Here is a 20,740-nt window from a genome sequence, read left to right as displayed (position 1 = left end):
CTCAAATCAAGCGTAATTATTCCACTATTCGTGTTCTTTTGATGCTAAACATTCATAAGACAAAAAGAAAAAGGGTTTTCACGTCCAAAAACCACATTTTCTACAACGAACAATTATTTTGTTAGTTTTCCCTAATTACCCAAAATTATACTCAAAACGTTTTTTTTAGCAAAATAGAGAAAACTAATCTATTGGCATTTTATAATATTATCATAGCGTTTTTTCGTCGTCAACTTTTTTAGCTGCTATTATAAAATACCCTTTCTTTTTCTCTACCACATCCACACGGGCAAATAACTCCTCAAGCTTGGCAATGGCAGATGCAGCACCTTGTTTCTTTTGGATAACTACCCATAATTCTCCACCGGCACACAAATGGTCCACGCTTTGCTCAAAGATATCGTGAACGATATTTTTGCCGGCCCTGATTGGCGGATTTGTCAGGATCGCCTGAAATGGCCCGCCATCTACCTGAAGCAGCCGGTCACTTTCATAAATCCTTACATTTTCCACGGCATTCTGGGCTGCATTTTCCTTTGCAAGGCCAAGCGCTCTTTCGTTGACATCCACCATATGAACCACTGCATCCGGATATGCCTTGGCGATGGAAAGCCCGATGGGTCCATACCCGCAGCCGACATCAAGGATTTTTCCTCCGTCATGTGTATATTCAAAGGATTCGATCAGCAGCCGGGAGCCAAAATCAACTTCCTTCTTGGAAAACACGCCGCTATCCGTCTTAAACCGGAACTTATGCCCCTTGAGGTTGAAATCCCAGTACGCAGGCGCACTCTCCGTTCCCGGTTTCTTTGAGTAATAGTGATTTGTCATAACAGCCACCTCCAGGCAAGGGCTTCAATTGCAGTCATAGGGTTGGGGAACACCGTCATCCGGTGCAGGAAATGCTATTTTTGAACAGGTAAAGAAAACTCGCCGATTGGCAAGCCCCTAAGGGCGTAGACAGAGGCGTAGTTGCACTTATACTTTTCATTAGCCAAAAAAAGCCCGCTTGTCAGCGAGCTTTTTTCAGGTTTATTACTTAACTTCAACGTTTGCTCCAACTTCTTCAAGCTTAGCTTTAAGCTCTTCAGCTTCTTCTTTAGCAATGCCTTCTTTAAGAGCTTTTGGAGTGTTGTCAACAAGTTCTTTCGCTTCTTTAAGACCAAGGCCTGTGATTTCACGAACAACCTTGATAACTTTGATTTTTTGGTCTCCAGGAGATGCAAGTACCAAATCAAATTCAGTTTGCTCAGCAGCAGCGTCTGCACCAGCAGCTCCGCCCATCATTGCTACAGGAGCAGCAGCTGTTACGCCGAACTCTTCTTCGATAGCTTTTACTAAGTCATTTAGTTCTAAAACAGTCATGTTTTTAACTGCTTCAATGATTTGTTCTTTAGTCATTGTTAATTTCCTCCTATTGGTTGGTTGTTTTATTGTTTAAACGTATACTAGCTTACGCGCCTTGTTCTTCTTTTTGGTCTGCAACAGCTTTTGCAGCAAGAGCAAGATTGCGGATAGGTGCTTGAAGCACGCTGAGTAGCATAGAAAGCAAGCCTTCGCGGGATGGTAGTTCTGCAAGAGCCTTAACTTCCTCAACAGAAGCAACGTTCCCTTCGATTACACCAGCTTTGATTTCAAGTGCTTCGTTCTTTTTCGCGAATTCATTAAGGATCTTCGCAGGAGCGATAACATCTTCTGTGCTGAATGCAATGGCATTCGGTCCAGTCAATACATCGTTCAGACCCTCAAGACCAGCAGCTTCAGCGGCACGGCGAGTCATTGTGTTCTTGTACACTTTGAATTCTACGCCTGCTTCACGAAGCTGTTTGCGAAGTTCAGTAACCTCACCAACAGTCAAACCACGGTAGTCAACAATGATCGTTGATTGGCTGGCTTTGAACTGGTCAGCAATCTGACCAACTAGTTGTTTCTTTGTTTCGATAGCGCTGCTCATCTTTACACCTCCTGTTTATCTACATTCATACCAGGCAATAAAAAACCTCCAGGTCAAACAGACATGGAGGGAGTATACAATAGTGTATCTTGTAAATCTATCGTATGACCTCGGCAGGAGATTAAGCCTTTCGGCACCTGCTGTCTGCGGTACAAATGTTATTTTATTTTCACAACAGAATTTATTATATATAAATCAGCTGTAATTTGTCAATTGGTATTATTTTGCTGTTGCTGTAGCAGGATCTACTTTAACGCCAGGTCCCATTGTTGTGGAAACGGCAACGTTCTTCATGTAAGTTCCTTTTGCAGCAGCTGGCTTAACCTTCATCATTGTATCGAAAATGGTGTTGAAGTTTTCAACAAGCTTTTGGTCCTCGAAAGAAACCTTTCCGATTGGAACGTGGATGTTACCAGCTTTATCAACGCGGTATTCAACTTTACCAGCCTTGATTTCGTTAACAGCCTTTGTTACATCAAAAGTAACAGTGCCAGTCTTAGGGTTTGGCATTAAGCCTTTAGGTCCCAATACGCGGCCAAGCTTACCAACTTCACCCATCATGTCAGGTGTAGCTACGATTACATCAAACTCGAACCAGCCTTGCTGGATTTTGTTGATGTACTCTGCATCGCCAACATAGTCTGCTCCAGCAGCTTCTGCTTCTTTAGCCTTGTCGCCTTTAGCGAAAACAAGGACGCGCTGAGTTTTACCAGTTCCGTTTGGCAGGACAACCGCTCCACGGATTTGCTGGTCAGCTTTCTTAGGGTCAACGCCCAAACGGAATGCTGCTTCAACAGTAGCGTCAAATTTAACGATGCTTGTCTTTTTGGCAAGCTCGATTGCTTCCTGGATAGAATAAGCTTTCGAACGATCTACTAGCTTAGCGGCTTCTTGATACTTTTTGCCTTTTTTAGCCATTTTTATTTCCTCCTATATTGTGGTTTTAGCGGATAGACCTCCCACTTTTTAACGGACAAATGAAAGGTTGCGAGTGAAACTTGTCAGCATCGCAACCCCCATGTCCTTGCATCAGCAATTAGTCTTCAATAGTGATACCCATGCTGCGTGCAGTACCTTCGACCATGCGCATTGCTGCTTCAACGCTTGCTGCGTTCAGGTCAGGCATTTTCTGTTCAGCAATCTCGCGCACTTTATCACGCTTGACTGTCGCTACTTTATTACGGTTTGGTTCACCTGAACCAGACTGAATTCCAGCTGCTACTTTCAAAAGAACGGCAGCAGGAGGAGTTTTCGTAATAAATGTAAAGGAACGGTCTTCAAATACCGTAATTTCTACAGGAATGATCAAACCAGCCTGATCAGCTGTACGAGCATTGAACTCCTTACAGAATCCCATGATGTTCACACCTGCTTGACCTAGTGCAGGACCAACCGGCGGCGCTGGGTTTGCTTTACCAGCAGGGATTTGCAATTTAACCATCTTAATTACTTTTTTAGCCACGAGACACACCTCCTTAAAGTCCGTGATGTGGTAATAGGGATTCACCCTCCCACTCAAGTCCAGTCTTTATCTAAAATAAAGAACATAATAATTTATGTCTGTCCCGCTTGGCGAGACATACTGACCTTTGAAATATTACCACTTTTCATTTTCAATTTCAAGTTATTTCAAGTTATAATTTTTTAATCTGCGAAAATTCCAGTTCTACAGGGGTATCACGGCCGAACATATTAACAAGAACTTTAAGCTTGCCTTTGTCCTTGTCAATTTCTTCAATCGTTCCTGTAAAGTTGTTGAACGGCCCTTCACTTACCTGGACAGTTTCTCCCAATTCAAAATCGATATCCACCCGTTTTTCTTCCACACCCATGCGCTTCAGGATGGTTGCCACTTCTTCCGGAAGCAGGGCAGTTGGCTTGGATCCTGAACCGGCAGAACCAACAAACCCTGTTACACCCGGCGTATTGCGGACCACATACCAGGAATCATCGGTCATGACCAGCTCTACAAGCACATAGCCAGGAAACGTCTTTCTTTTGACAATTTTCTTCTGGCCATTTTTGAAATCAGTTTCTTCGTCTTCAGGCACAATCACCCTGAAGATCTTATCCTGCATACCCATCGATTCAACACGCTTTTCCAGGTTGGTCTTCACCTTGTTCTCATAACCTGAATACGTATGAACAACATACCAATTCTTTTCCATATTAGAGGACTGTAGCGTCCGTCCCTCCTATCTCGAAATGCGGAGGCGCCTGTCCAGCCCTTACGGCATAAGGCGAACCACTCGGAAAGTCGTTCTTTGACTTTAAGAGTGGGGCGACTTATGACGCGAAGGGCTAGGCGCCGCAGCTGGACCGCTGAAATGCGGAAGCGCCTGTCCAGCTCCGCCAGGCATAAGACGAGCCCTGCAAGAAGTCGTTTTTGGACTTCTGAAAGGGATTGGCTTATGACCCAAGGAGCTAGGCGCTGCAGCTGGACAGCTTGGCCAGCATTCCATTTTATTTTAAACAAACGAAAAAACCCGTTAACCGGGCTTTTGTACATTTATCCTGCGTTATTCTCCATTATACCATGAGAATGCAGGGGTTATTCAAGGATTAAACGAATCAATTCGGAAATTCCAAGGTCAACTACTGTGAAGAACAGGGCCATGAAGAGAACGGTCGTCAATACAATGACTGTATATCTCCCCAGCTGCTTGCGCTTTGGCCAGCTTACTTTTCTCATTTCACTTGCGACTTCAGGAAAAAACTTAGTGATGCGCATATTTGTAACCTCCAACTTCTGGGGATAGCATTAGACTTTGAGCTATTTCGTTTCCCGGTGGACCGTATGGGCGTTGCAGCTTTTGCAGAATTTCCTGACTTCCAGCCGCTCAGCCTGCTGATCCTTGCTGCTTGCGGTCGAATAATTGCGGGAACCGCACTGTGCACAAGCAAGCGTTATCTTTTGTCCCATAAAAAATACACCCTAAAATTATGTCTTTATAAAAGTATCATGGCTTACAGATTGTGTCAATAAGTGCCGAAGCATGTTTGAAGGATATATATTGCCTCAGGTGCTAAACAGAAAGCTCCCTTCCTTCCAGATATCTTTCCAGTTTCCGTTTCACCCTTTGGAGAGCATTGTCGATCGATTTAACATGCCGGTTAAGCTCCTCCGATATCTCCTGGTAGGACTGCCCTTCCAGATAAAGCGCCAGCACCTTTCTTTCAAGGTCGCTAAGCAGCTCGCTCATTTTTACCTCGATCTGGTCAAACTCTTCCCGGCTGATGATTAGCTCCTCAGGATCCATTGCCTTTGCTCCTGACAGGACATCCATCAGCGTCCGGTCGGATTCCTCATCATAAATCGGTTTGTCAAGGGATACGTACGAATTGAGCGGAATATGCTTTTGCCTCGTGGCTGTTTTAATGGCGGTGATGATCTGCCGGGTGATGCAAAGCTCGGCAAATGCCTTGAAGGAGGTCAGCTTGTCCTCCCGGAAATCCCGGATAGCCTTGTAAAGGCCGATCATCCCTTCCTGGACAATATCTTCTTTATCCGCTCCTATCAGGAAGTAGGATCTCGCTTTTGCACGGACAAAATTGCGGTACTTATGAATCAAAAAATCCAGGGCTTCGCTTTCTCCCCGATGAACGGCCTCCACTATTTCTTCGTCTTCAAGGTCCTTGTATTGGATGGCCTGTTCAACTCCGAAATCAGCACTCACACACAATCCCTCCGCCCCGAACTTTTCCATAGTTAGAAATATTATACAGCAGTCTTGGCCCTTTGTTCAACCGCTCATTCCCCGCCGCGGCGCCACTTTTCAAAAATTTCGGCCACTTCGCTGCTGAGCGGGATTTTACTGACCGGCTTCCTCTCCTGGATTTTTTGGACGCGCTTTTCAATTTTCTGTTCGATGACATTGATTTCCGTCAGCAGCTCTCTTGCCGATTTTCTCAATGCCCCCTGCCCAAAAATCGCCCATTGCTCCGTGAAGTCGGATGTAGCCACATGAATCTGGGTCAGGCGATTGCCCAAATCAATCGCCATCTTCTCAATCCGTTCGTCGGCTGTCTCATTTTCCCTGGTAAAAATGACTTCGACCTTGTGGTTTTTCAGCTTCTTTTCCGTGCCTTGCACATAATACGCATCAAATACGACAATGACCCGGTACCCTGTATAGGCCTGATACTCGGCCATCTTCTCCACCAGAAGATCCCGCGCCGACGCCAGGTCCTTATTCTTGAGGGCCCTGAGTTCCGGCCAAGCCCCAATGATGTTATATCCGTCAACAAGCAGGATATCCATGCTACTGTCCTAGGGGATGGCGTTTACGGTACACTTCATACATAAGAAGTGCTGCAGCTACTGAGGCATTAAGGGAGGTCACATGCCCTGCCATAGGCAGGCTGAGCAAGAAGTCGCATTTCTCGCGGATAATCCGTCCCATGCCTTTTCCTTCACTGCCAATGACCAGTCCTAGCGGAATGGATCCGTCAAACTGGCGATAATCTTCCTTTGCCGATGCATCAGTCCCGGCAATCCAGACACCCCGCTCTTTCAGCTCTTCAATTGTCCTCGACATGTTGGTCACACGGACTACAGGGATATGCTCGATTGCGCCTGTAGAGGCTTTGGCAACCGTGGCAGTGAGTCCAACCGCCCTCCTTTTTGGAATGATGATGCCGTGAGCTCCCGTTGCATCGGCTGTTCTCATGATCGATCCGAGGTTGTGGGGATCCTCAATTTCATCCAGAAGCAGGAAAAATGGTGCTTCATTTCTTTTCTCGGCGGCTGCGAATAAATCATCCAGTTCCGCATATTCATAGGCTGCCACCTGGGCAACCACTCCCTGGTGGTTTCCTTCATACAGCTGGTCCAGCTTTTTCTTCGGTACAAACTGGACGATGACATTCGCCTCTTTTGACAGCTTTGCCACCTGCTGCATCTGCCCTCGCTGGGAACCTTCCGCAATAAGGATTTTATTGATATCGCGGCCTGATTTTAAAGCTTCGATTACTGGGTTTTTCCCGGCGATATACTCCTCGCTCATGATGATATTCCTCCCTCTTCAACAATTAAAAACGCAGCCTGTATCAGCTCTTCCAGCCGCTCATTCCGGCCGGCAAGGAACAGGTAGCCGATCAGCGCTTCAAACGCCGTGCTGTAACGGTAGGTCTGGACGTCCGTATTTTTCGGGACTGTTCCCGATTTGGCGTTCCTGCCTCTTTTGACCACCGCCGTTTCCTCTTCCGTCAGGACCCCCTTGTCCATAAAATCATGGATGATCCTTGACTGCGCCTTGGCGGATACGAATCTGGTCGCCTCCTTATGAAGCTTATGAGGCCTTACCTTCCCGCTTTCCAGCAGGTGAAGCCGTACATATTTTTCAAAGACGGCGTCACCCATGTAAGCGAGTGCGAGGCTGTTCAACTGTTTTTCATCAATCTTGCCTGTATCCGAAATCATTCCTTACCCTCTTTTCCATCTTGTACCCTGGGCCGTGTCTTCGAGGATGATATTCATCTCTTTCAGCTGGTCGCGTATCTGGTCGGACAACTGGAAGTCCCGGTCTTTCCTTGCCTGGTTCCGTTTTTGGATCAGCGCCTCGATTTCCTCATCAAGCAGTTCTTCCTCCCCAAGATTAAGGCCAAGGGTTCCAAATAGCAGGTCAAACTCACTTGTGAATGCCTCGATGACTTCTTCCGACGTATTCTTTTCCAGCAAGTAAAGATTCGCAAGCTTGGATAAATCAAACAGGACTGATACAGCATTCGCAGTATTAAAATCATCGTCCATTTCGATTACAAACTGTTCACGGAGAGCCTTGATTTTATCCAGCCATTCCTGGTTATCCTGTGTCAGGTTCGTGCTTGCGCCTTTCCGGTGCTTAAGGTTTTGGTAGGAGGTCTTCAGTCTTTCAAACGCCGCTTTTGTATTTTCAAGCAATTCCTCACTGTAGTTGATCGGGTTGCGGTAATGGACCGACAGCATGAAGAACCTTAATACCTGCGGGTCATGCTTTTTAATGATGTCATGGACGAGGACGAAATTCCCAAGGGATTTCGACATTTTCTCGTTGTCAATATTAATGTAGCCATTGTGCATCCAATAACGGGCGAACGGTTTTCCTGTTAGGGCCTCGGATTGCGCAATTTCATTTTCATGATGCGGGAAGGCCAGGTCCTGTCCACCGGCGTGGATATCAATCGTATCGCCAAGATATTGCCGCGCCATTGCCGAGCACTCAATATGCCAGCCAGGCCGGCCTTTGCCCCAGGGACTGTCCCAGGCAATTTCGCCTTCTTTCGCACTTTTCCAAAGGGCAAAATCCAGGGCATCCTGTTTCTTTTCGCCCACCTGGATCCGTGCCCCCACCTTCAGTTCGTCAATCGACTGGTGTGAAAGCTTGCCATATTCCCCGAACTCACGGGTACGGTAATAGACATCCCCGCCTGATTCATAGGCAAATCCCTTTTCAATCAAAGCCTCAATGAACTCAATGATCAAATCCATCGTCTCTGTCACACGTGGATGGGCATCTGCCTTTTTGCAGCCCAATGCCGAAACGTCTTCAAAGTAGGCATTGATAAACCGCTCCGCGATGGCCGGCACCTCTTCCCCGAGTTCATTGGCTGCCCTGATAAGCTTATCGTCGACATCGGTGAAGTTTGAAATAAACCTCACATCAAAGCCCCTGAATTCAAGATAGCGGCGGACAGTATCAAACACGATTGCCGGCCGTGCATTTCCGATATGGATATAGTTATAGACCGTAGGCCCGCAAACATACATTTTGACCTTTCCCTCTTCCAAAGGTATAAAGTCCTCTTTTTTACGAGTCAGTGTATTATATATTTGAATTGGCATTCACTTTGCTCCTTTCTTCCTTCAATTCCGCAAGCTCCCTGTGAAGCGAAACCATTTCATCTTCAAGGGTTTTAAAACGGTCTGCAATCGGGTCTGGAAGGTCCGAGTGGTTCAAATCTTTTTTTACCCTCACTCCATCCTGCATCACTACACGTCCAGGAACTCCAACCACGGTGGAGTTTGGCGGAACATCCTTCAATACCACGGAACCGCCGCCAACCTTGGAGTTCTCGCCAATCGTAATGGAACCAAGAACTTTCGCTCCTGTGGCAATCAGTGCATTGTCTTTAACCGTTGGGTGGCGCTTGCCCTTTTCCTTGCCTGTTCCCCCCAAGGTAACACCTTGGTAAATCGTCACATTGTCACCAATCTCGCAGGTCTCCCCAATGACCACTCCCATGCCATGGTCAATAAACAGCCGCCGGCCGATCCTGGCTCCGGGATGGATTTCAATCCCGGTGAAGAACCGGCTGATTTGCGAAATCAATCTGGCCAAAAAGAAGAATCTCCGCTTATATAAGGCATGGGCGAGCCTGTGGGACCAAATCGCATGCAGGCCGGAATACGTGAGTATCACTTCCATGTAAGACCTTGCGGCAGGGTCCTGTTCAAATATTACCTCGATATCTTCCTTCAATTTCTTAAACATCTCTTCTCCCCCTTATCCTGCCTTTTTTCTGTAAATAAAAAACGCCCCTGTCGTTTCCGACAGAGACGCCTATTGCGCGGTTCCACTCTGTTTGGGCTTTGGGCCCCAACTTCAGCCTGTTAACGGGCGGACCCGCTCCGGACTAGTAGGTTCACTCGTTCACCCGGAGACTCGGAGGTGCATTTCAAAAAGCGAGGGGCCCGAACCACTTTCAGCCGCTGATGGTTCTCTCTGGTGAAGCATCACTTTTTTACTTATCCTCTTCAACACTTTCATTTTATGGAATTACTTTTACTATATTATATTTTGCCCTGTCTGTTAACCATCTTGGTAAAAAAGTTTTTAGCCAAGCAGGCTGGAGACTCTTTTCTTTACCGTTTCCTTGCCAAGAAGCTCAATTGCCAGCATCAAATCCGGACCATGTGTTTGTCCCGTGACTGCCGCGCGGATTGGCATGAACAGTTTCTGGCCTTTATGGCCTGTGCCCTTTTGGACCGCCTTAACGGCCCCTTTGATTTTGTCTGCCGTAAACTCGGGCAGTGCTTCAACTTCATCAAGGAAGGCAGAGAGCACTTCAGGAACCTGTTCCCCTGCCAATACTTCCTTTGCTTCTTCTTCAAACCGGACTTCATCCTGGAAGAAGATTTCCGACATCTCGACAATTTCGGCACCAAAGCTCATTTTCTCCTGATAGAGGGAGATTAAACTGCGGACCCAGCTGTCTTCTTCCGCACTGCGCTCCTTCTCAAGCTTTCCAGCCTTCTCCAAATGAGGGACAGACAGTGCGACCACTTTGTCAAGGTCAGCCTTTTTCATATACTGGTTGTTCATCCAGGTAAGCTTTTGGCGGTCAAACAAGGCCGGAGACTTTGAAAGACGGGCAGGATCAAACATCTCAATGAACTCTTCTTTCGAGAAGATTTCCTCCTCGCCTGACGGGGACCATCCAAGCAAGGCAATAAAGTTGAACAACGCTTCAGGCAAATAGCCCAATGCTTCATACTGTTCAATAAACTGGATGATCGATTCATCACGCTTGCTGAGCTTTTTCCTGCTTTCATTGACAATCAGCGTCATATGCCCGAATACCGGCGGAGTCCAGCCAAAGGCCTTGTAGATTAACAGCTGCTTTGGCGTATTGGAAATATGGTCATCACCGCGGAGTACATGTGAAATTTTCATCAGGTGGTCATCAAGGACGACCGCATAGTTGTAAGTAGGGATTCCATCTTTTTTTACGATGACAAAGTCTCCGAAGCCGTCCGACTCAAAGGAAACACTGCCTTTAACCATATCATCGAATTCAAGGACTTCTCCGGAAGCCACTTTAAAGCGGATGCTTGGCTTGCGGCCTTCCTTTTCAAAGCTCTCCCTGTCTTCCTCTGTAAGATGGCGGCATCTGCCGGAGTACTTTGGCGTCTCATTCCGTTCCATCTGAGCCTCACGCTCTGCCTCCAGCTCTTCTTCTGTACAATAGCATTTATAGGCAAGCCCCTTTTCAAAGAGCTCATCTGTATACTTATTATAAATTTCAATCCGTTCGGACTGTCGGTAAGGGCCATATTCCCCGCCGACATCAATGCTCTCGTCCCAATCCATGCCAAGCCACTTCAAGTAATGAAGCTGGCTCTCTTCCCCGCCTTCAATATTTCTTTTCAGGTCGGTATCCTCTATCCGGATAATGAATTTGCCGCCCMGGCTGCGTGCATACAGGTAGTTGAACAATGCGGTGCGGGCGTTTCCGATATGTAAATGTCCCGTTGGGCTCGGGGCATAACGAACGCGAATTTCTGACATATAAATCCTCCTTAAATAGTAAGCCTGCGAGTGCTTATGCCTTTTGCAGCAGAAGTGCCACCTGGGCGGCAATCCCTTCTCCGCGGCCGGTAAAACCTAGTTTTTCCGTGGTCGTAGCCTTTATGTTGACCTGTTCGGCCGATGCTTCGAGCAGCTCGGCCACCCGGTCCCTTATTTGCCCGATGTATGGAGCCATTTTAGGCTGCTGGGCAATAATCGTGCAGTCGGCATTCACCAGCTTGTAGCCTTTTTCCTTTACGATTTCCCAGACATGCTCCATCAGCTTTGCCGAATCAGCATCCTTGAACGCTGGGTCCGTGTCAGGAAAATGCTGGCCAATATCCCCTTCGCCAATCGCGCCAAGACAGGCATCGGCTACCGTATGCAAAAGCACATCTGCATCAGAATGCCCCAGCAGCCCCTTTTCATAAGGGATTTCAATTCCGCCGATGATCAGCGGCCTTCCCTCTGTCAGCTGGTGTACATCAAAACCTTGTCCAATTCGAAACATCTGAACTTGCTCCTTTTATTAAAGTTCATGGATGGCAGCATCAGGCTGCCTATCCTAACTGCTTCCGCTTTTTTAAAATTGCTTCGGCAAAAAACACATCTTCCGGTGTGGTCAGCTTTATATTATCATAATCGCCTTCAATTATCGCGACTTTATGCGGAAGCCGTTCGACCAGGCTTGCATCATCGGTGCCCGTGAACCCTTCCTTGACTGCCTTTTCGTGAGCGTTCCGGAGAACGGAAATGCGAAAAGCCTGTGGGGTTTGGACAGCCCACAAGCTTGAACGCTCAATTGTTTCTGTTACCATGTCGCCTTCTGCTCTTTTGATTGTATCCTTGACTGGTACTGCCGCGATGGCTGCACCATCCATTTCCGCCTCACGGACAAGGGAATGGATGGTCTCCTTTTTTATAAAAGGGCGGGCGGCGTCGTGGACAAGGACAATTCCTTCCTCCCCGAGCACCTTTACACCACTATAGACACTATCCTGGCGTTCCCTGCCTCCATGGACCATGGAGGTGACCTTCCGGATTCCATAAAAATGGATCAAATCCTTGAATTGGGCCTCATCTTCAGGATGAATGGCAAGTATCATTCCGCCGCATTCTTCATCCTCATCAAAGACCCTTAACGTGTGAATCAGAACCGGAGTATCCTCCAGTGTCAAATAAAGCTTATTCTTTCCTGCTCCCATCCTCTTTCCCTGGCCAGCAGCCGGAATAATGACCTGGTAAGCCATATCCAAAACTCCTATCTCTCTATAGCGCTTTTTCCAATAACTTGGGCTTGGCAAAAATCATTCTGCCTGCAGATGTCTGGAGAACACTTGTGACCAGAACATCAATTCGCTTGCCGATATAATCCCGTCCTTCTTCCACAACAATCATCGTACCATCATCCAGATAGGCAATGCCCTGATTATGCTCCTTGCCATCCTTGATTACCTGGATGCTGAGCTCCTCCCCGGGCAGGACAACCGGCTTCACCGCATTGGCAAGATCATTGATATTCAATACCGGAACTCCCTGAAGTTCGCATACCTTGTTTAAATTAAAATCGTTGGTCACAACGACACCATTTGTCAGCTTGGCAAGTTTGACGAGCTTCGAATCTACTTCATTGATTTCATCAAAATCTCCCTCATAGACCTGGACTTTGATTGCCAGTTCCTTCTGGATCCGGTTCAGGATATCAAGCCCCCGCCGGCCGCGGTTTCGTTTCAGGGCATCCGAAGAATCCGCGATATGCTGCAGCTCTCCCAGCACAAACTGGGGAATGACGATGATGCCTTCAAGAAAACCAGTCTTGCAAATATCCGCAATTCTCCCATCGATAATGACGCTAGTATCAAGGATTTTCCATGTTCCTTCGGCTTCCTTTTCCGTCTCTTCCTCTTCGCTTCCCTTTTTCTTGCCCTTTGAAAAAAGGCCGAGAAGTTCATCCCGCTTCTTGAAGCCTACCTGAAAACCGAGGTATCCGAATAAAAGAGTGAGCAGGATAGGGGCTACTGTATTCACGATTGGCACTTGGACTGCATTAAGGGCAAATCCGATTAAAAAGGCCACCAAAAGGCCGAAGAACAAGCCAATGCTGCCAAATAAAACATCTGTAATCGGCGCTTTAATCAATGACTCTTCTGCCCATTTGACAAAGTTTGTGACAGGGTCAACCGCCCAAAAAGAAATTAAATAAAAGATAAGTGCACCAAGTACAGCAGAAACATACGGGTTGGCAACCAGGTGAAAATCTTCCATGCCGACTAACGATAGCAAATCAGGAATTAAGAATATTCCAAGCGTTCCTCCAATGATGAGGAAGCAGGCTTGAATGATACGTCTTAACATTCCTTCACCTCCTTGTTCTCATTATAAACAAATTCTATAAATTGAAACCTTCGCTTAATAAGATTTTTACTGTTTGTTAATCGCGGGAACACTTTTAAAATGCATCTGTAATACCAATACCATCCACTCTGGTATTTCCTATAAAGTAGCACCAATGGCATTAATTTGTCAACATATGGAAAATTACCTATTTTTTGATGTGGCCATGGTCCAAATGGCCTCCCTTTTATGTCTAACCCTCAAGGACAGCCTTCAATGCCTCACTGACCGAAGTGACTCCAATCAGTGTGATGCCGGGAGGACAAGTCCAGCCGCCCAGATTGTTCTCCGGCAGAATGACTCTTTCAAAGCCAAGTTTTGCCGCTTCCTGCACCCTCTGCTCAATTCGTGAGACACGCCGCACTTCCCCTGTGAGGCCGACCTCACCGATGATGCAGTCTGAAGCGCGCGTCGGCTTATCCCGGAAGCTGGATGCAATGCTGACCGCAATGGCCAGATCAATCGCCGGTTCATCCAGTTTGACTCCGCCTGCCACCTTTAAATACGCATCCTGGTTCGCAAGCAGAAGACCGACCCGTTTCTCGAGTACCGCCATCAGCAGGCTTACCCGGTTATGGTCAATACCGGTCGCCATCCTGCGCGGATTTCCAAAGCTTGTCGGCGAAATCAGCGCCTGAATTTCCACCAGAACCGGGCGTGTCCCCTCCATGGACGCCACCACAGTGGATCCGGAGGCCCCCTGCGAACGCTCTTCCAGGAAGATTTCCGAAGGGTTGGCGACCTCCTCGAGCCCGGCCTCCTTCATTTCGAAAATACCCATTTCGTTTGTTGATCCAAATCGATTTTTAACGGCTCGCAATATACGGTAGGTGTGGTGCCTCTCTCCTTCAAAATAGAGGACCGTGTCCACCATATGCTCCAACAGGCGCGGCCCTGCGATGGAGCCTTCCTTTGTTACATGCCCAACAATGAAAATGGCCACGCCCTTAGTCTTGGCAATCCTCATCAGCTCGGCTGTACACTCTCGCACCTGAGAGACACTTCCAGGGGCCGAGGTGACTTCCGGATGGTACACCGTCTGGATGGAATCCACGATAACAAAATCGGGGTCGTTCTTTTCAATCGTCAGGCTGATTTCTTCCAGGTTGGTTTCGGAATAGACAAGAAGATTGTCGGATGCCACTCCCAGCCTGTCTGCCCTCAGCTTTGTCTGCCGCATCGACTCTTCGCCGGAAATATAAAGCACCGACTGGCCAATCTTGGCCAGCTGGAAAGAGACCTGCAGAAGGAGGGTCGACTTTCCGATACCTGGGTCGCCGCCGATCAGAACAAGCGAGCCCTTTACAACCCCGCCGCCAAGGACCCTGTTGAGCTCTCTCATTTCAGTATGTATCCTCGGCTCACTGATGGTTTCAATCGAGGTAATAGGCGTTGCCTTTGGTTTAATCCCGGTGGTGTTAGAGTGGATGAAGGCCCCTTTGCGGCCGCCTCCGGAGCTTTCCGTTTCCTCCACCATCTTGTTCCACTGGCCGCACCCCGGACATTTCCCCATCCATTTAGGAGACTCGTACCCACATTCCTGGCACATGAATTTTGTTTTACGTTTAGCCATTATTACTTCTACTCCTCATCTAGTAAAGCTCAAACGCCTTGGTCAGACCCGACTTGCATAAGACGCTCAAGAATAGAAGGCGTTATTGGCCTTCAATTCTTGAGTGGCTTATGACTCGAGCTGCTCAAAGCTCCGCTTATCGCAAGATATTCACGGAAGCTAAGCCAAGTTGAAAACTGGCTAGGCGCTGGAGCTGGACAGTTATCTAAGTGTCCAAATTCACACTATATCTTACTTCGAAAAGCGCAAGCGTGTTGGTTCCGATATGTATAAGACGATTCAGCATGAATATTGTTTCATTTCTTCAGCACTTGATACCTTATTGTAATAAAAGAGGTATACGTACACTGTCATACGTATACCTCTTTATTTTAAATATGGATCTTATTTATTCGTCGTACCCTCCGGTGTTTTTACGGTAAATTGGCCGTCCTCGACATCAATGGTGACTTTTTGTCCCTTAAGGACCGTGCCTTTAAGCAGCTCTTCAGAAAGCTGGTCTTCAATATGCTTTTGGATAGCCCGGCGGAGAGGACGTGCTCCGTATTCCGGATCGTAGCCTTCCTCCGAAATTTTTTCCTTGGCTGCTTCTGTCAGCTCAAGGTTGATGTCCTGTTCAACAAGGCGCTTCACAAGCTGGTCGGACATAAGCGTCACAATCTGCTTCAAATGCTCTTTTTCAAGGGCATGGAAGACAATGATCTCATCGATACGGTTAAGGAACTCTGGGCGGAACGCTTTCTTCAGTTCCTCCATTACATTGCCCTTCATATCCTTGTAATTCTGGTCTCCATCCTGGATATTGAAGCCGACATATTTATTGCGCTTCAGCGCCTCTGCACCGACGTTGGACGTCATGATCAGGACGGTGTTGCGGAAATCGACTGTCCTTCCCTTCGAGTCTGTCAAGCGGCCGTCTTCGAGCACCTGTAAAAGAATATTGAATACATCCGGATGGGCTTTCTCGATTTCATCAAGAAGCACAACGGAATATGGCTTTCTGCGGACCTTCTCCGTCAGCTGGCCGCCCTCATCATATCCCACATATCCTGGAGGGGAACCAACCAGACGGGAAGTCGAGTGCTTTTCCATGTACTCGGACATATCGACGCGGATCATCGCATCTTCGTCCCCGAACATCGCTTCTGCCAGCGCTCTGGCCAATTCTGTCTTTCCGACCCCGGTAGGCCCGAGGAAAATGAAGGATCCGATTGGGCGCTTTGGATCTTTTAATCCAGCCCTTGCCCGGCGGACAGCTTTTGAAACAGCCTTGACCGCTTCCTCCTGCCCAATTAGGCGGGAGTGCAAAATTTCTTCCAGCTTCAACAGTTTTTGCGTCTCTGTCTGAGCCAGCTTGGAAACAGGAACCCCCGTCCAGCTTGAGACAACATGGGCAATGTCATCGACCGTTACTTCGCTGTTTTCCTGGCCCTGCTTTTCTTTCCAGGATTTCTTGGTATTTTCAAGCTGCTCGCGGAGGCGCTGTTCCGTATCCCTCAGGGAAGCAGCTTTTTCAAATTCCTGGCTTTGCACAGATGCATCCTTTTCCTTGCGCACTTCTTCAAGCTTTGCTTCAAGCTCCTTAAGGTTCGGAGGTGTCGTATAGGAACGCAGGCGTACCTTGGAACCGGCCTCGTCAATCAGGTCGATCGCCTTATCCGGAAGGAAACGGTCGGATATATAGCGGTCAGAAAGCTTTACCGCCGCTTCAATCGCTTCATCGGTAATGGATACCCTGTGATGGGCTTCATAACGGTCTCTCAGGCCTTTTAAAATCTGAACAGATTCCGCTGCTGTCGGCTCATCCACCGTAATTGGCTGGAAACGGCGCTCAAGGGCAGCATCTTTTTCAATATATTTACGATACTCATCAAGAGTAGTGGCACCGATGCACTGCAGTTCTCCACGGGCGAGCGAAGGCTTGAGGATATTCGATGCATCAATCGCACCTTCCGCACCGCCGGCCCCAATCAGGGTGTGCAGTTCGTCAATGAAGAGAATGATATTTCCTGCCTGGCGAATCTCATCCATCACCTTTTTCAGGCGGTCTTCAAATTCGCCGCGGTATTTTGTCCCGGCGACAACTGTACCCATATCAAGAGTCATAACCCTTTTGTCACGGAGAATTTCCGGTACTTCATTATTTACGATCTGCTGGGCCAGGCCTTCAGCAATTGCTGTCTTACCTACCCCTGGCTCACCAATCAATACAGGGTTGTTCTTTGTCCGGCGGCTCAATACCTCGATTACCCTCTGGATTTCCTTGCTCCTTCCAATTACAGGATCAAGGCTTCCTTCACGGGCTATGGCTGTCAGATCCCTTGCCAGGCTGTCTAGGGTAGGCGTATTTGCATGGACGGCACCGCCTCCCTGATGGCCTGAAGACTCATTGCTGCCCAGAAGCTGCAGCACTTGCTGCCGCGCTTTATTCAAGCTTACCCCGAGATTGTTCAGAACCCTTGCAGCGACGCCTTCACCCTCACGGATAAGGCCAAGGAGGATATGTTCCGTTCCCACATAGGAGTGGCCCAGCTTTCTTGCCTCATCCATTGATAGTTCAATAACCTTTTTCGCCCTTGGGGTGTAGTGGATTGTCTGTGAGCCTTCCTGGCCCCTGCCAATCAGGTTTTCTACTTCCTTCTGAATCTTTTCGGCACCCAGGCCAAGTCCATAAAGTGCCTTCGCGGCAATCCCTTCCCCTTCCCGTACAAGGCCGAGGAGGACATGTTCCGTTCCAATATTGTTATGTCCAAGGCGAATTGCTTCTTCCTGTGCCAAAGCAAGTACTTTTTGCGCTCTTTCAGTAAACCGTCCAAACATCATAAAGCTCATCCTCCTTATTATTGGCTCAATTCCATCTTCATTCTTTCCCTGATCAGGGCCGCCCTGCGGATATCCCTTTCTTCAGGACGCAGCGGCCCTCCTGCATATTGTTGTAAAAAACCTGGCTGTGTCAGGATCATTAATTCATTCAAGATGTTCTTTGAAATGTTTTTGATATACCCCATATCTATGCCAAGCCGGACATCGGACAAGCAGCTGGCCGCTTCCTTTGTCTCGATGATCCTGCTGTTTGCCAATGTCCCATAAGAGCGGAACACTCGGTCTTCTAATTGTATGTTTGAGGTTTTGGCTAATGCTTCCCGCGCTGACCTTTCCTGAGAAATCAGCTGGGAAACGACACTTTTTAAATCTTCTACAATATCATCTTCCGATTTTCCCAAAGTGATTTGGTTGGAGATTTGAAAAATGTTCCCCAGCGCTTCACTGCCTTCGCCGTAAATTCCCCTAACCACCAAGCCAAGCTGGTTGATCGCCGGCAAAATCCTGTTTAACTGCTGGGTAAGCACCAGTCCAGGCAAATGCATCATCACGGAAGCCCTTAAACCTGTGCCTGCATTTGTCGGGCAGCTGGTCAAATAGCCATACTGCTCATCAAAAGCATAATCAATGCCCCCTTCAAGCCAGTCATCCATTTCATTCGCCACCTGGAGAGCTTCGGATAATTGATGACCCGGGAACAAGCATTGGATGCGGATATGGTCTTCCTCATTCAGCATGATGCTTACCTGTTCATTTTCCGATAAAAGAATGGCGCCATGAGGCGAGTGCTCTGCAAGGTGCGGGCTGATTAAATGCTTCTCGACCAGCACTCTTTTTTGCAGAGGCTGGATCTCTTCCATTTTCAGCAGTTCCAGTGGACCAAACCTTGAGGGACACCCCTGCCGAAGCATCTCTTTAACATGTGAGATCACTTCTCCTGATTCCTTGCCGGAAGCAAGTGCCGGAAACTTCATCGCTTTAAGATTCCTGGCTAAACGAATACGGGAGCTGAGGACAATGTCTGAGTCTGGCCCGTCTTCACTCATCCAGGAGCTTACTGCCTGATTGATAAATCGTTCCAAAGACACCCTTATTCCCCTCCCCTTTGCTTTTCAGCCAGCTCTTTCTCCAATGCGCGGATTTGGTCTCTTAGCTCTACAGCTTTTTCAAATTCTTCCCGGGCGATGTGCTCGCTCAAGGTATTTTTCAATGACGCGATATTTCGCTGCAGTTGGATAGAGCCGCCAATCCGCTGCGGAACCTTGCCGTTATGGGTTGAATTCCCGCTATGCAGCCTGCGGATGACGGGAGAAAGCTGTTCACGGAAAGCATCATAGCAATGCGCACAGCCAAAGCGGCCTATTTTCACAAATTGCGGGAACGTCAGCGAACAGTTGTCACATTGGATGACCTTCTCCTGTGGAAAAGGCTCCTTGGCCTTAGTCTTGAAGGCCGGTTCCATATTCAGCAGCCCCGCCAGCAAGTTGTTAATGGAAAAACCAGGGCCCTGATTCATCATAAACATTTCGCCCTTCTCCTGTGCGCACCGTTCGCATAAATGCATCTCCGTTTTTTCTCCATTGCTGAAGTTGGTAAAATGCAGTGTGGCCGGCCTCTGATTACACTCCTGGCAAATCATGCTCTCACCTCTCACCATATCTTACAGTTTTATTTATACTTGATTGCTATTAGCATTGCCTGCAGCATTCTTGACCGAAGTTCATCGCGCTGCGGCAGGTCGATGTGCAGAACAGACCGATCCAGCACACTTACCATGATTTTTGCTTCCCTGTCTGTAATTACTTCCTCTTCCACCAGCCTGAGAATGATACTCTCCGCATTGGCCTGTGAAATCCGGTGACTGACGAGCGAAAGCAGCTGGTCGATCAGATGCGCATGGTCATGGCTTTGCACTTTCATAATCCGGATATAGCCCCCGCCGCCTCGCTTGCTTTCAACAAGGTATCCCCGTTCAATGGTAAAGCGTGTATTTATGACATAATTTATCTGGGACGGCACGCATTGAAATTTATCGGCAATTTCACTGCGTTTGATTTCAACGAGGTCCTGTTCACTCATCTCCAATACCTGCTTAAGGTAATGTTCAATGATATCCGATATATTCCTCACTAAACCTCCCCCATTCTGACTTTGACTATCTTTGACATAAATTATACATAAAAACATGCCACGATGCAATTCTTCCAGTGGTCCTATTCTGCCCATATTTATGTAGAGGTAAAACCCGTTAAAGGAATAATACTTTTTACCCTATAGGGCGTTTTTAAAACTTTTTTTGTTCGACAAAGAGTGCGGACCGGGAACTTTTTTGCGAGTCTGGAAAAGGCGGTTAGTTTGGAAATTTGGAGTGTTGTAAGATTATGGTGGTTGTAGAGTAAATGGGGGATTTTGTAGAGTAAAATGCAGAAAGTGTAGAGAAAAACTCAAGAAGTGTAGAGTAAAGCTGGTAAAGAAAGTGTAGAGTAAAACCCTCAAACTGTAGGGAAAATTAGATTGAGGGGGTTTTTAAAATGGATATCTACATGAAAAATGGCTTTTTCTTCATGAACCGGCAGCTTTTCTACACAGATTGCTATTATATCTACACCGTTTGGGAGGATATCGACATAATTCATCCCGATATCTACATTTCCTGATTTTTTTATTTAAAAACAAGGCTCTGTTATTATCCATTGTTGATTCCCAAAGAGGCATGAGAATTATTAA

The 20,740-nt window shown here is 47.5% G+C and carries 24 protein-coding genes and 2 other annotated features; of the genes, 1 reads left to right on the top strand and 23 read right to left on the bottom strand.

What is annotated here, in order from left to right; all coding sequences use genetic code 11:
• Nucleotides 1–210: 210 nt before the first annotated feature.
• The 23 genes from ADU22_RS05700 to ADU22_RS05590 all read right to left on the bottom strand — a co-directional run bounded on the left by ADU22_RS05700 (nt 211) and on the right by ADU22_RS05590 (nt 20,143).
• A complete protein-coding gene (locus ADU22_RS05700) occupies nt 211–831 on the bottom strand; it encodes a class I SAM-dependent methyltransferase (RefSeq protein ID WP_053361310.1) in 621 nt (206 codons plus the stop codon).
• A 204-nt stretch (nt 832–1,035) separates the two neighbouring features.
• Nucleotides 1,036–1,401, bottom strand: coding sequence for a 50S ribosomal protein L7/L12 (gene rplL, locus ADU22_RS05695; protein ID WP_046524751.1), 366 nt, complete (start codon nt 1,399–1,401; stop codon nt 1,036–1,038).
• Nucleotides 1,402–1,453: 52 nt separating this feature from the next.
• Nucleotides 1,454–1,954 (bottom strand): 50S ribosomal protein L10, encoded by a 501-nt coding sequence (gene rplJ, locus ADU22_RS05690; RefSeq protein ID WP_053361309.1) that lies wholly within the window; start codon nt 1,952–1,954, stop codon nt 1,454–1,456.
• A gap of 30 nt (nt 1,955–1,984) precedes the next feature.
• Nucleotides 1,985–2,122, bottom strand: a sequence feature (ribosomal protein L10 leader region).
• A gap of 51 nt (nt 2,123–2,173) precedes the next feature.
• Nucleotides 2,174–2,872 carry a 50S ribosomal protein L1 gene (rplA, locus tag ADU22_RS05685; protein ID WP_053361308.1) on the bottom strand — a complete coding sequence of 233 codons (699 nt, stop codon included), beginning with the start codon at nt 2,870–2,872 and terminating at the stop codon, nt 2,174–2,176.
• 118 nt (nt 2,873–2,990) lie between these two features.
• Nucleotides 2,991–3,416, bottom strand: a complete 426-nt coding sequence (gene rplK / locus ADU22_RS05680; protein ID WP_023626445.1) for a 50S ribosomal protein L11 — start codon at nt 3,414–3,416, stop codon at nt 2,991–2,993.
• Between the two features lie 172 nt (nt 3,417–3,588).
• A complete protein-coding gene (gene nusG / locus ADU22_RS05675) occupies nt 3,589–4,122 on the bottom strand; it encodes a transcription termination/antitermination protein NusG (RefSeq protein WP_046524748.1) in 534 nt (177 codons plus the stop codon).
• Nucleotides 4,123–4,505: 383 nt separating this feature from the next.
• On the bottom strand, nt 4,506–4,685 hold the full coding sequence (gene secE, locus ADU22_RS05670; RefSeq protein WP_053361307.1) for a preprotein translocase subunit SecE: 180 nt from the start codon (nt 4,683–4,685) through the stop codon (nt 4,506–4,508).
• A 42-nt stretch (nt 4,686–4,727) separates the two neighbouring features.
• Nucleotides 4,728–4,877, bottom strand: coding sequence for a 50S ribosomal protein L33 (gene rpmG, locus ADU22_RS05665; protein WP_053361306.1), 150 nt, complete (start codon nt 4,875–4,877; stop codon nt 4,728–4,730).
• A 103-nt stretch (nt 4,878–4,980) separates the two neighbouring features.
• Nucleotides 4,981–5,631: an RNA polymerase sporulation sigma factor SigH gene (gene sigH / locus ADU22_RS05660; RefSeq protein ID WP_053361305.1), complete on the bottom strand. Its 651-nt coding sequence runs from the start codon at nt 5,629–5,631 to the stop codon at nt 4,981–4,983.
• Between the two features lie 74 nt (nt 5,632–5,705).
• Nucleotides 5,706–6,215, bottom strand: coding sequence for an NYN domain-containing protein (locus tag ADU22_RS05655; protein WP_053361304.1), 510 nt, complete (start codon nt 6,213–6,215; stop codon nt 5,706–5,708).
• Nucleotide 6,216: 1 nt separating this feature from the next.
• Nucleotides 6,217–6,960 carry a 23S rRNA (guanosine(2251)-2'-O)-methyltransferase RlmB gene (gene rlmB, locus ADU22_RS05650; RefSeq protein WP_046524742.1) on the bottom strand — a complete coding sequence of 248 codons (744 nt, stop codon included), beginning with the start codon at nt 6,958–6,960 and terminating at the stop codon, nt 6,217–6,219.
• Nucleotides 6,957–7,376, bottom strand: coding sequence for a Mini-ribonuclease 3 (locus tag ADU22_RS05645; RefSeq protein ID WP_053361303.1), 420 nt, complete (start codon nt 7,374–7,376; stop codon nt 6,957–6,959). The genes rlmB and ADU22_RS05645 overlap by 4 nt, the downstream gene beginning before the upstream one ends.
• A gap of 3 nt (nt 7,377–7,379) precedes the next feature.
• Nucleotides 7,380–8,777: a cysteine--tRNA ligase gene (gene cysS, locus ADU22_RS05640; protein ID WP_053361302.1), complete on the bottom strand. Its 1,398-nt coding sequence runs from the start codon at nt 8,775–8,777 to the stop codon at nt 7,380–7,382.
• On the bottom strand, nt 8,758–9,426 hold the full coding sequence (gene cysE, locus ADU22_RS05635) for a serine O-acetyltransferase (protein ID WP_053361301.1): 669 nt from the start codon (nt 9,424–9,426) through the stop codon (nt 8,758–8,760). The genes cysS and cysE overlap by 20 nt, the downstream gene beginning before the upstream one ends.
• 58 nt (nt 9,427–9,484) lie before the next feature.
• Nucleotides 9,485–9,702 (bottom strand) — a binding site (T-box leader).
• A gap of 66 nt (nt 9,703–9,768) precedes the next feature.
• Nucleotides 9,769–11,223, bottom strand: a complete 1,455-nt coding sequence (gltX, locus tag ADU22_RS05630; RefSeq protein WP_053361300.1) for a glutamate--tRNA ligase — start codon at nt 11,221–11,223, stop codon at nt 9,769–9,771.
• Nucleotides 11,224–11,257: 34 nt separating this feature from the next.
• Nucleotides 11,258–11,734 (bottom strand): 2-C-methyl-D-erythritol 2,4-cyclodiphosphate synthase, encoded by a 477-nt coding sequence (gene ispF / locus ADU22_RS05625; RefSeq protein WP_053361299.1) that lies wholly within the window; start codon nt 11,732–11,734, stop codon nt 11,258–11,260.
• Between the two features lie 49 nt (nt 11,735–11,783).
• Nucleotides 11,784–12,473, bottom strand: coding sequence for a 2-C-methyl-D-erythritol 4-phosphate cytidylyltransferase (ispD, locus tag ADU22_RS05620; protein ID WP_053361298.1), 690 nt, complete (start codon nt 12,471–12,473; stop codon nt 11,784–11,786).
• Between the two features lie 19 nt (nt 12,474–12,492).
• Nucleotides 12,493–13,578, bottom strand: coding sequence for a PIN/TRAM domain-containing protein (locus ADU22_RS05615; protein WP_053361297.1), 1,086 nt, complete (start codon nt 13,576–13,578; stop codon nt 12,493–12,495).
• A 232-nt stretch (nt 13,579–13,810) separates the two neighbouring features.
• Entirely contained in the window at nt 13,811–15,190 is a 1,380-nt protein-coding gene (radA, locus tag ADU22_RS05610) for a DNA repair protein RadA (protein WP_053361296.1), read from the bottom strand.
• Between the two features lie 384 nt (nt 15,191–15,574).
• The gene (clpC, locus tag ADU22_RS05605) at nt 15,575–18,013 is read right to left on the bottom strand and encodes an ATP-dependent protease ATP-binding subunit ClpC (RefSeq protein ID WP_053361295.1); all 2,439 of its coding nucleotides are present in this window, start codon (nt 18,011–18,013) and stop codon (nt 15,575–15,577) included.
• A gap of 17 nt (nt 18,014–18,030) precedes the next feature.
• Entirely contained in the window at nt 18,031–19,101 is a 1,071-nt protein-coding gene (gene mcsB / locus ADU22_RS05600) for a protein-arginine kinase McsB (RefSeq protein WP_053361294.1), read from the bottom strand.
• A 2-nt stretch (nt 19,102–19,103) separates the two neighbouring features.
• A complete protein-coding gene (gene mcsA / locus ADU22_RS05595; protein ID WP_053361293.1) occupies nt 19,104–19,652 on the bottom strand; it encodes a protein-arginine kinase activator protein McsA in 549 nt (182 codons plus the stop codon).
• A 29-nt stretch (nt 19,653–19,681) separates the two neighbouring features.
• A complete protein-coding gene (locus tag ADU22_RS05590) occupies nt 19,682–20,143 on the bottom strand; it encodes a CtsR family transcriptional regulator (protein WP_053361292.1) in 462 nt (153 codons plus the stop codon).
• A gap of 401 nt (nt 20,144–20,544) precedes the next feature.
• Here ADU22_RS05590 and ADU22_RS25380 point away from each other — a divergent pair, with 401 nt between their 5' ends.
• Nucleotides 20,545–20,670 (top strand): hypothetical protein, encoded by a 126-nt coding sequence (locus tag ADU22_RS25380; protein ID WP_286132262.1) that lies wholly within the window; start codon nt 20,545–20,547, stop codon nt 20,668–20,670.
• Nucleotides 20,671–20,740: the final 70 nt, after the last annotated feature.

It is taken from the genome of Bacillus sp. FJAT-27251, from assembly GCF_001273925.1.
Lineage (GTDB): Bacteria > Bacillota > Bacilli > Bacillales > Cytobacillaceae > Mesobacillus_B.
Note: the sequence above shows the minus strand (reverse complement) of the source record. Positions and strands in the feature narration are given on the sequence as shown.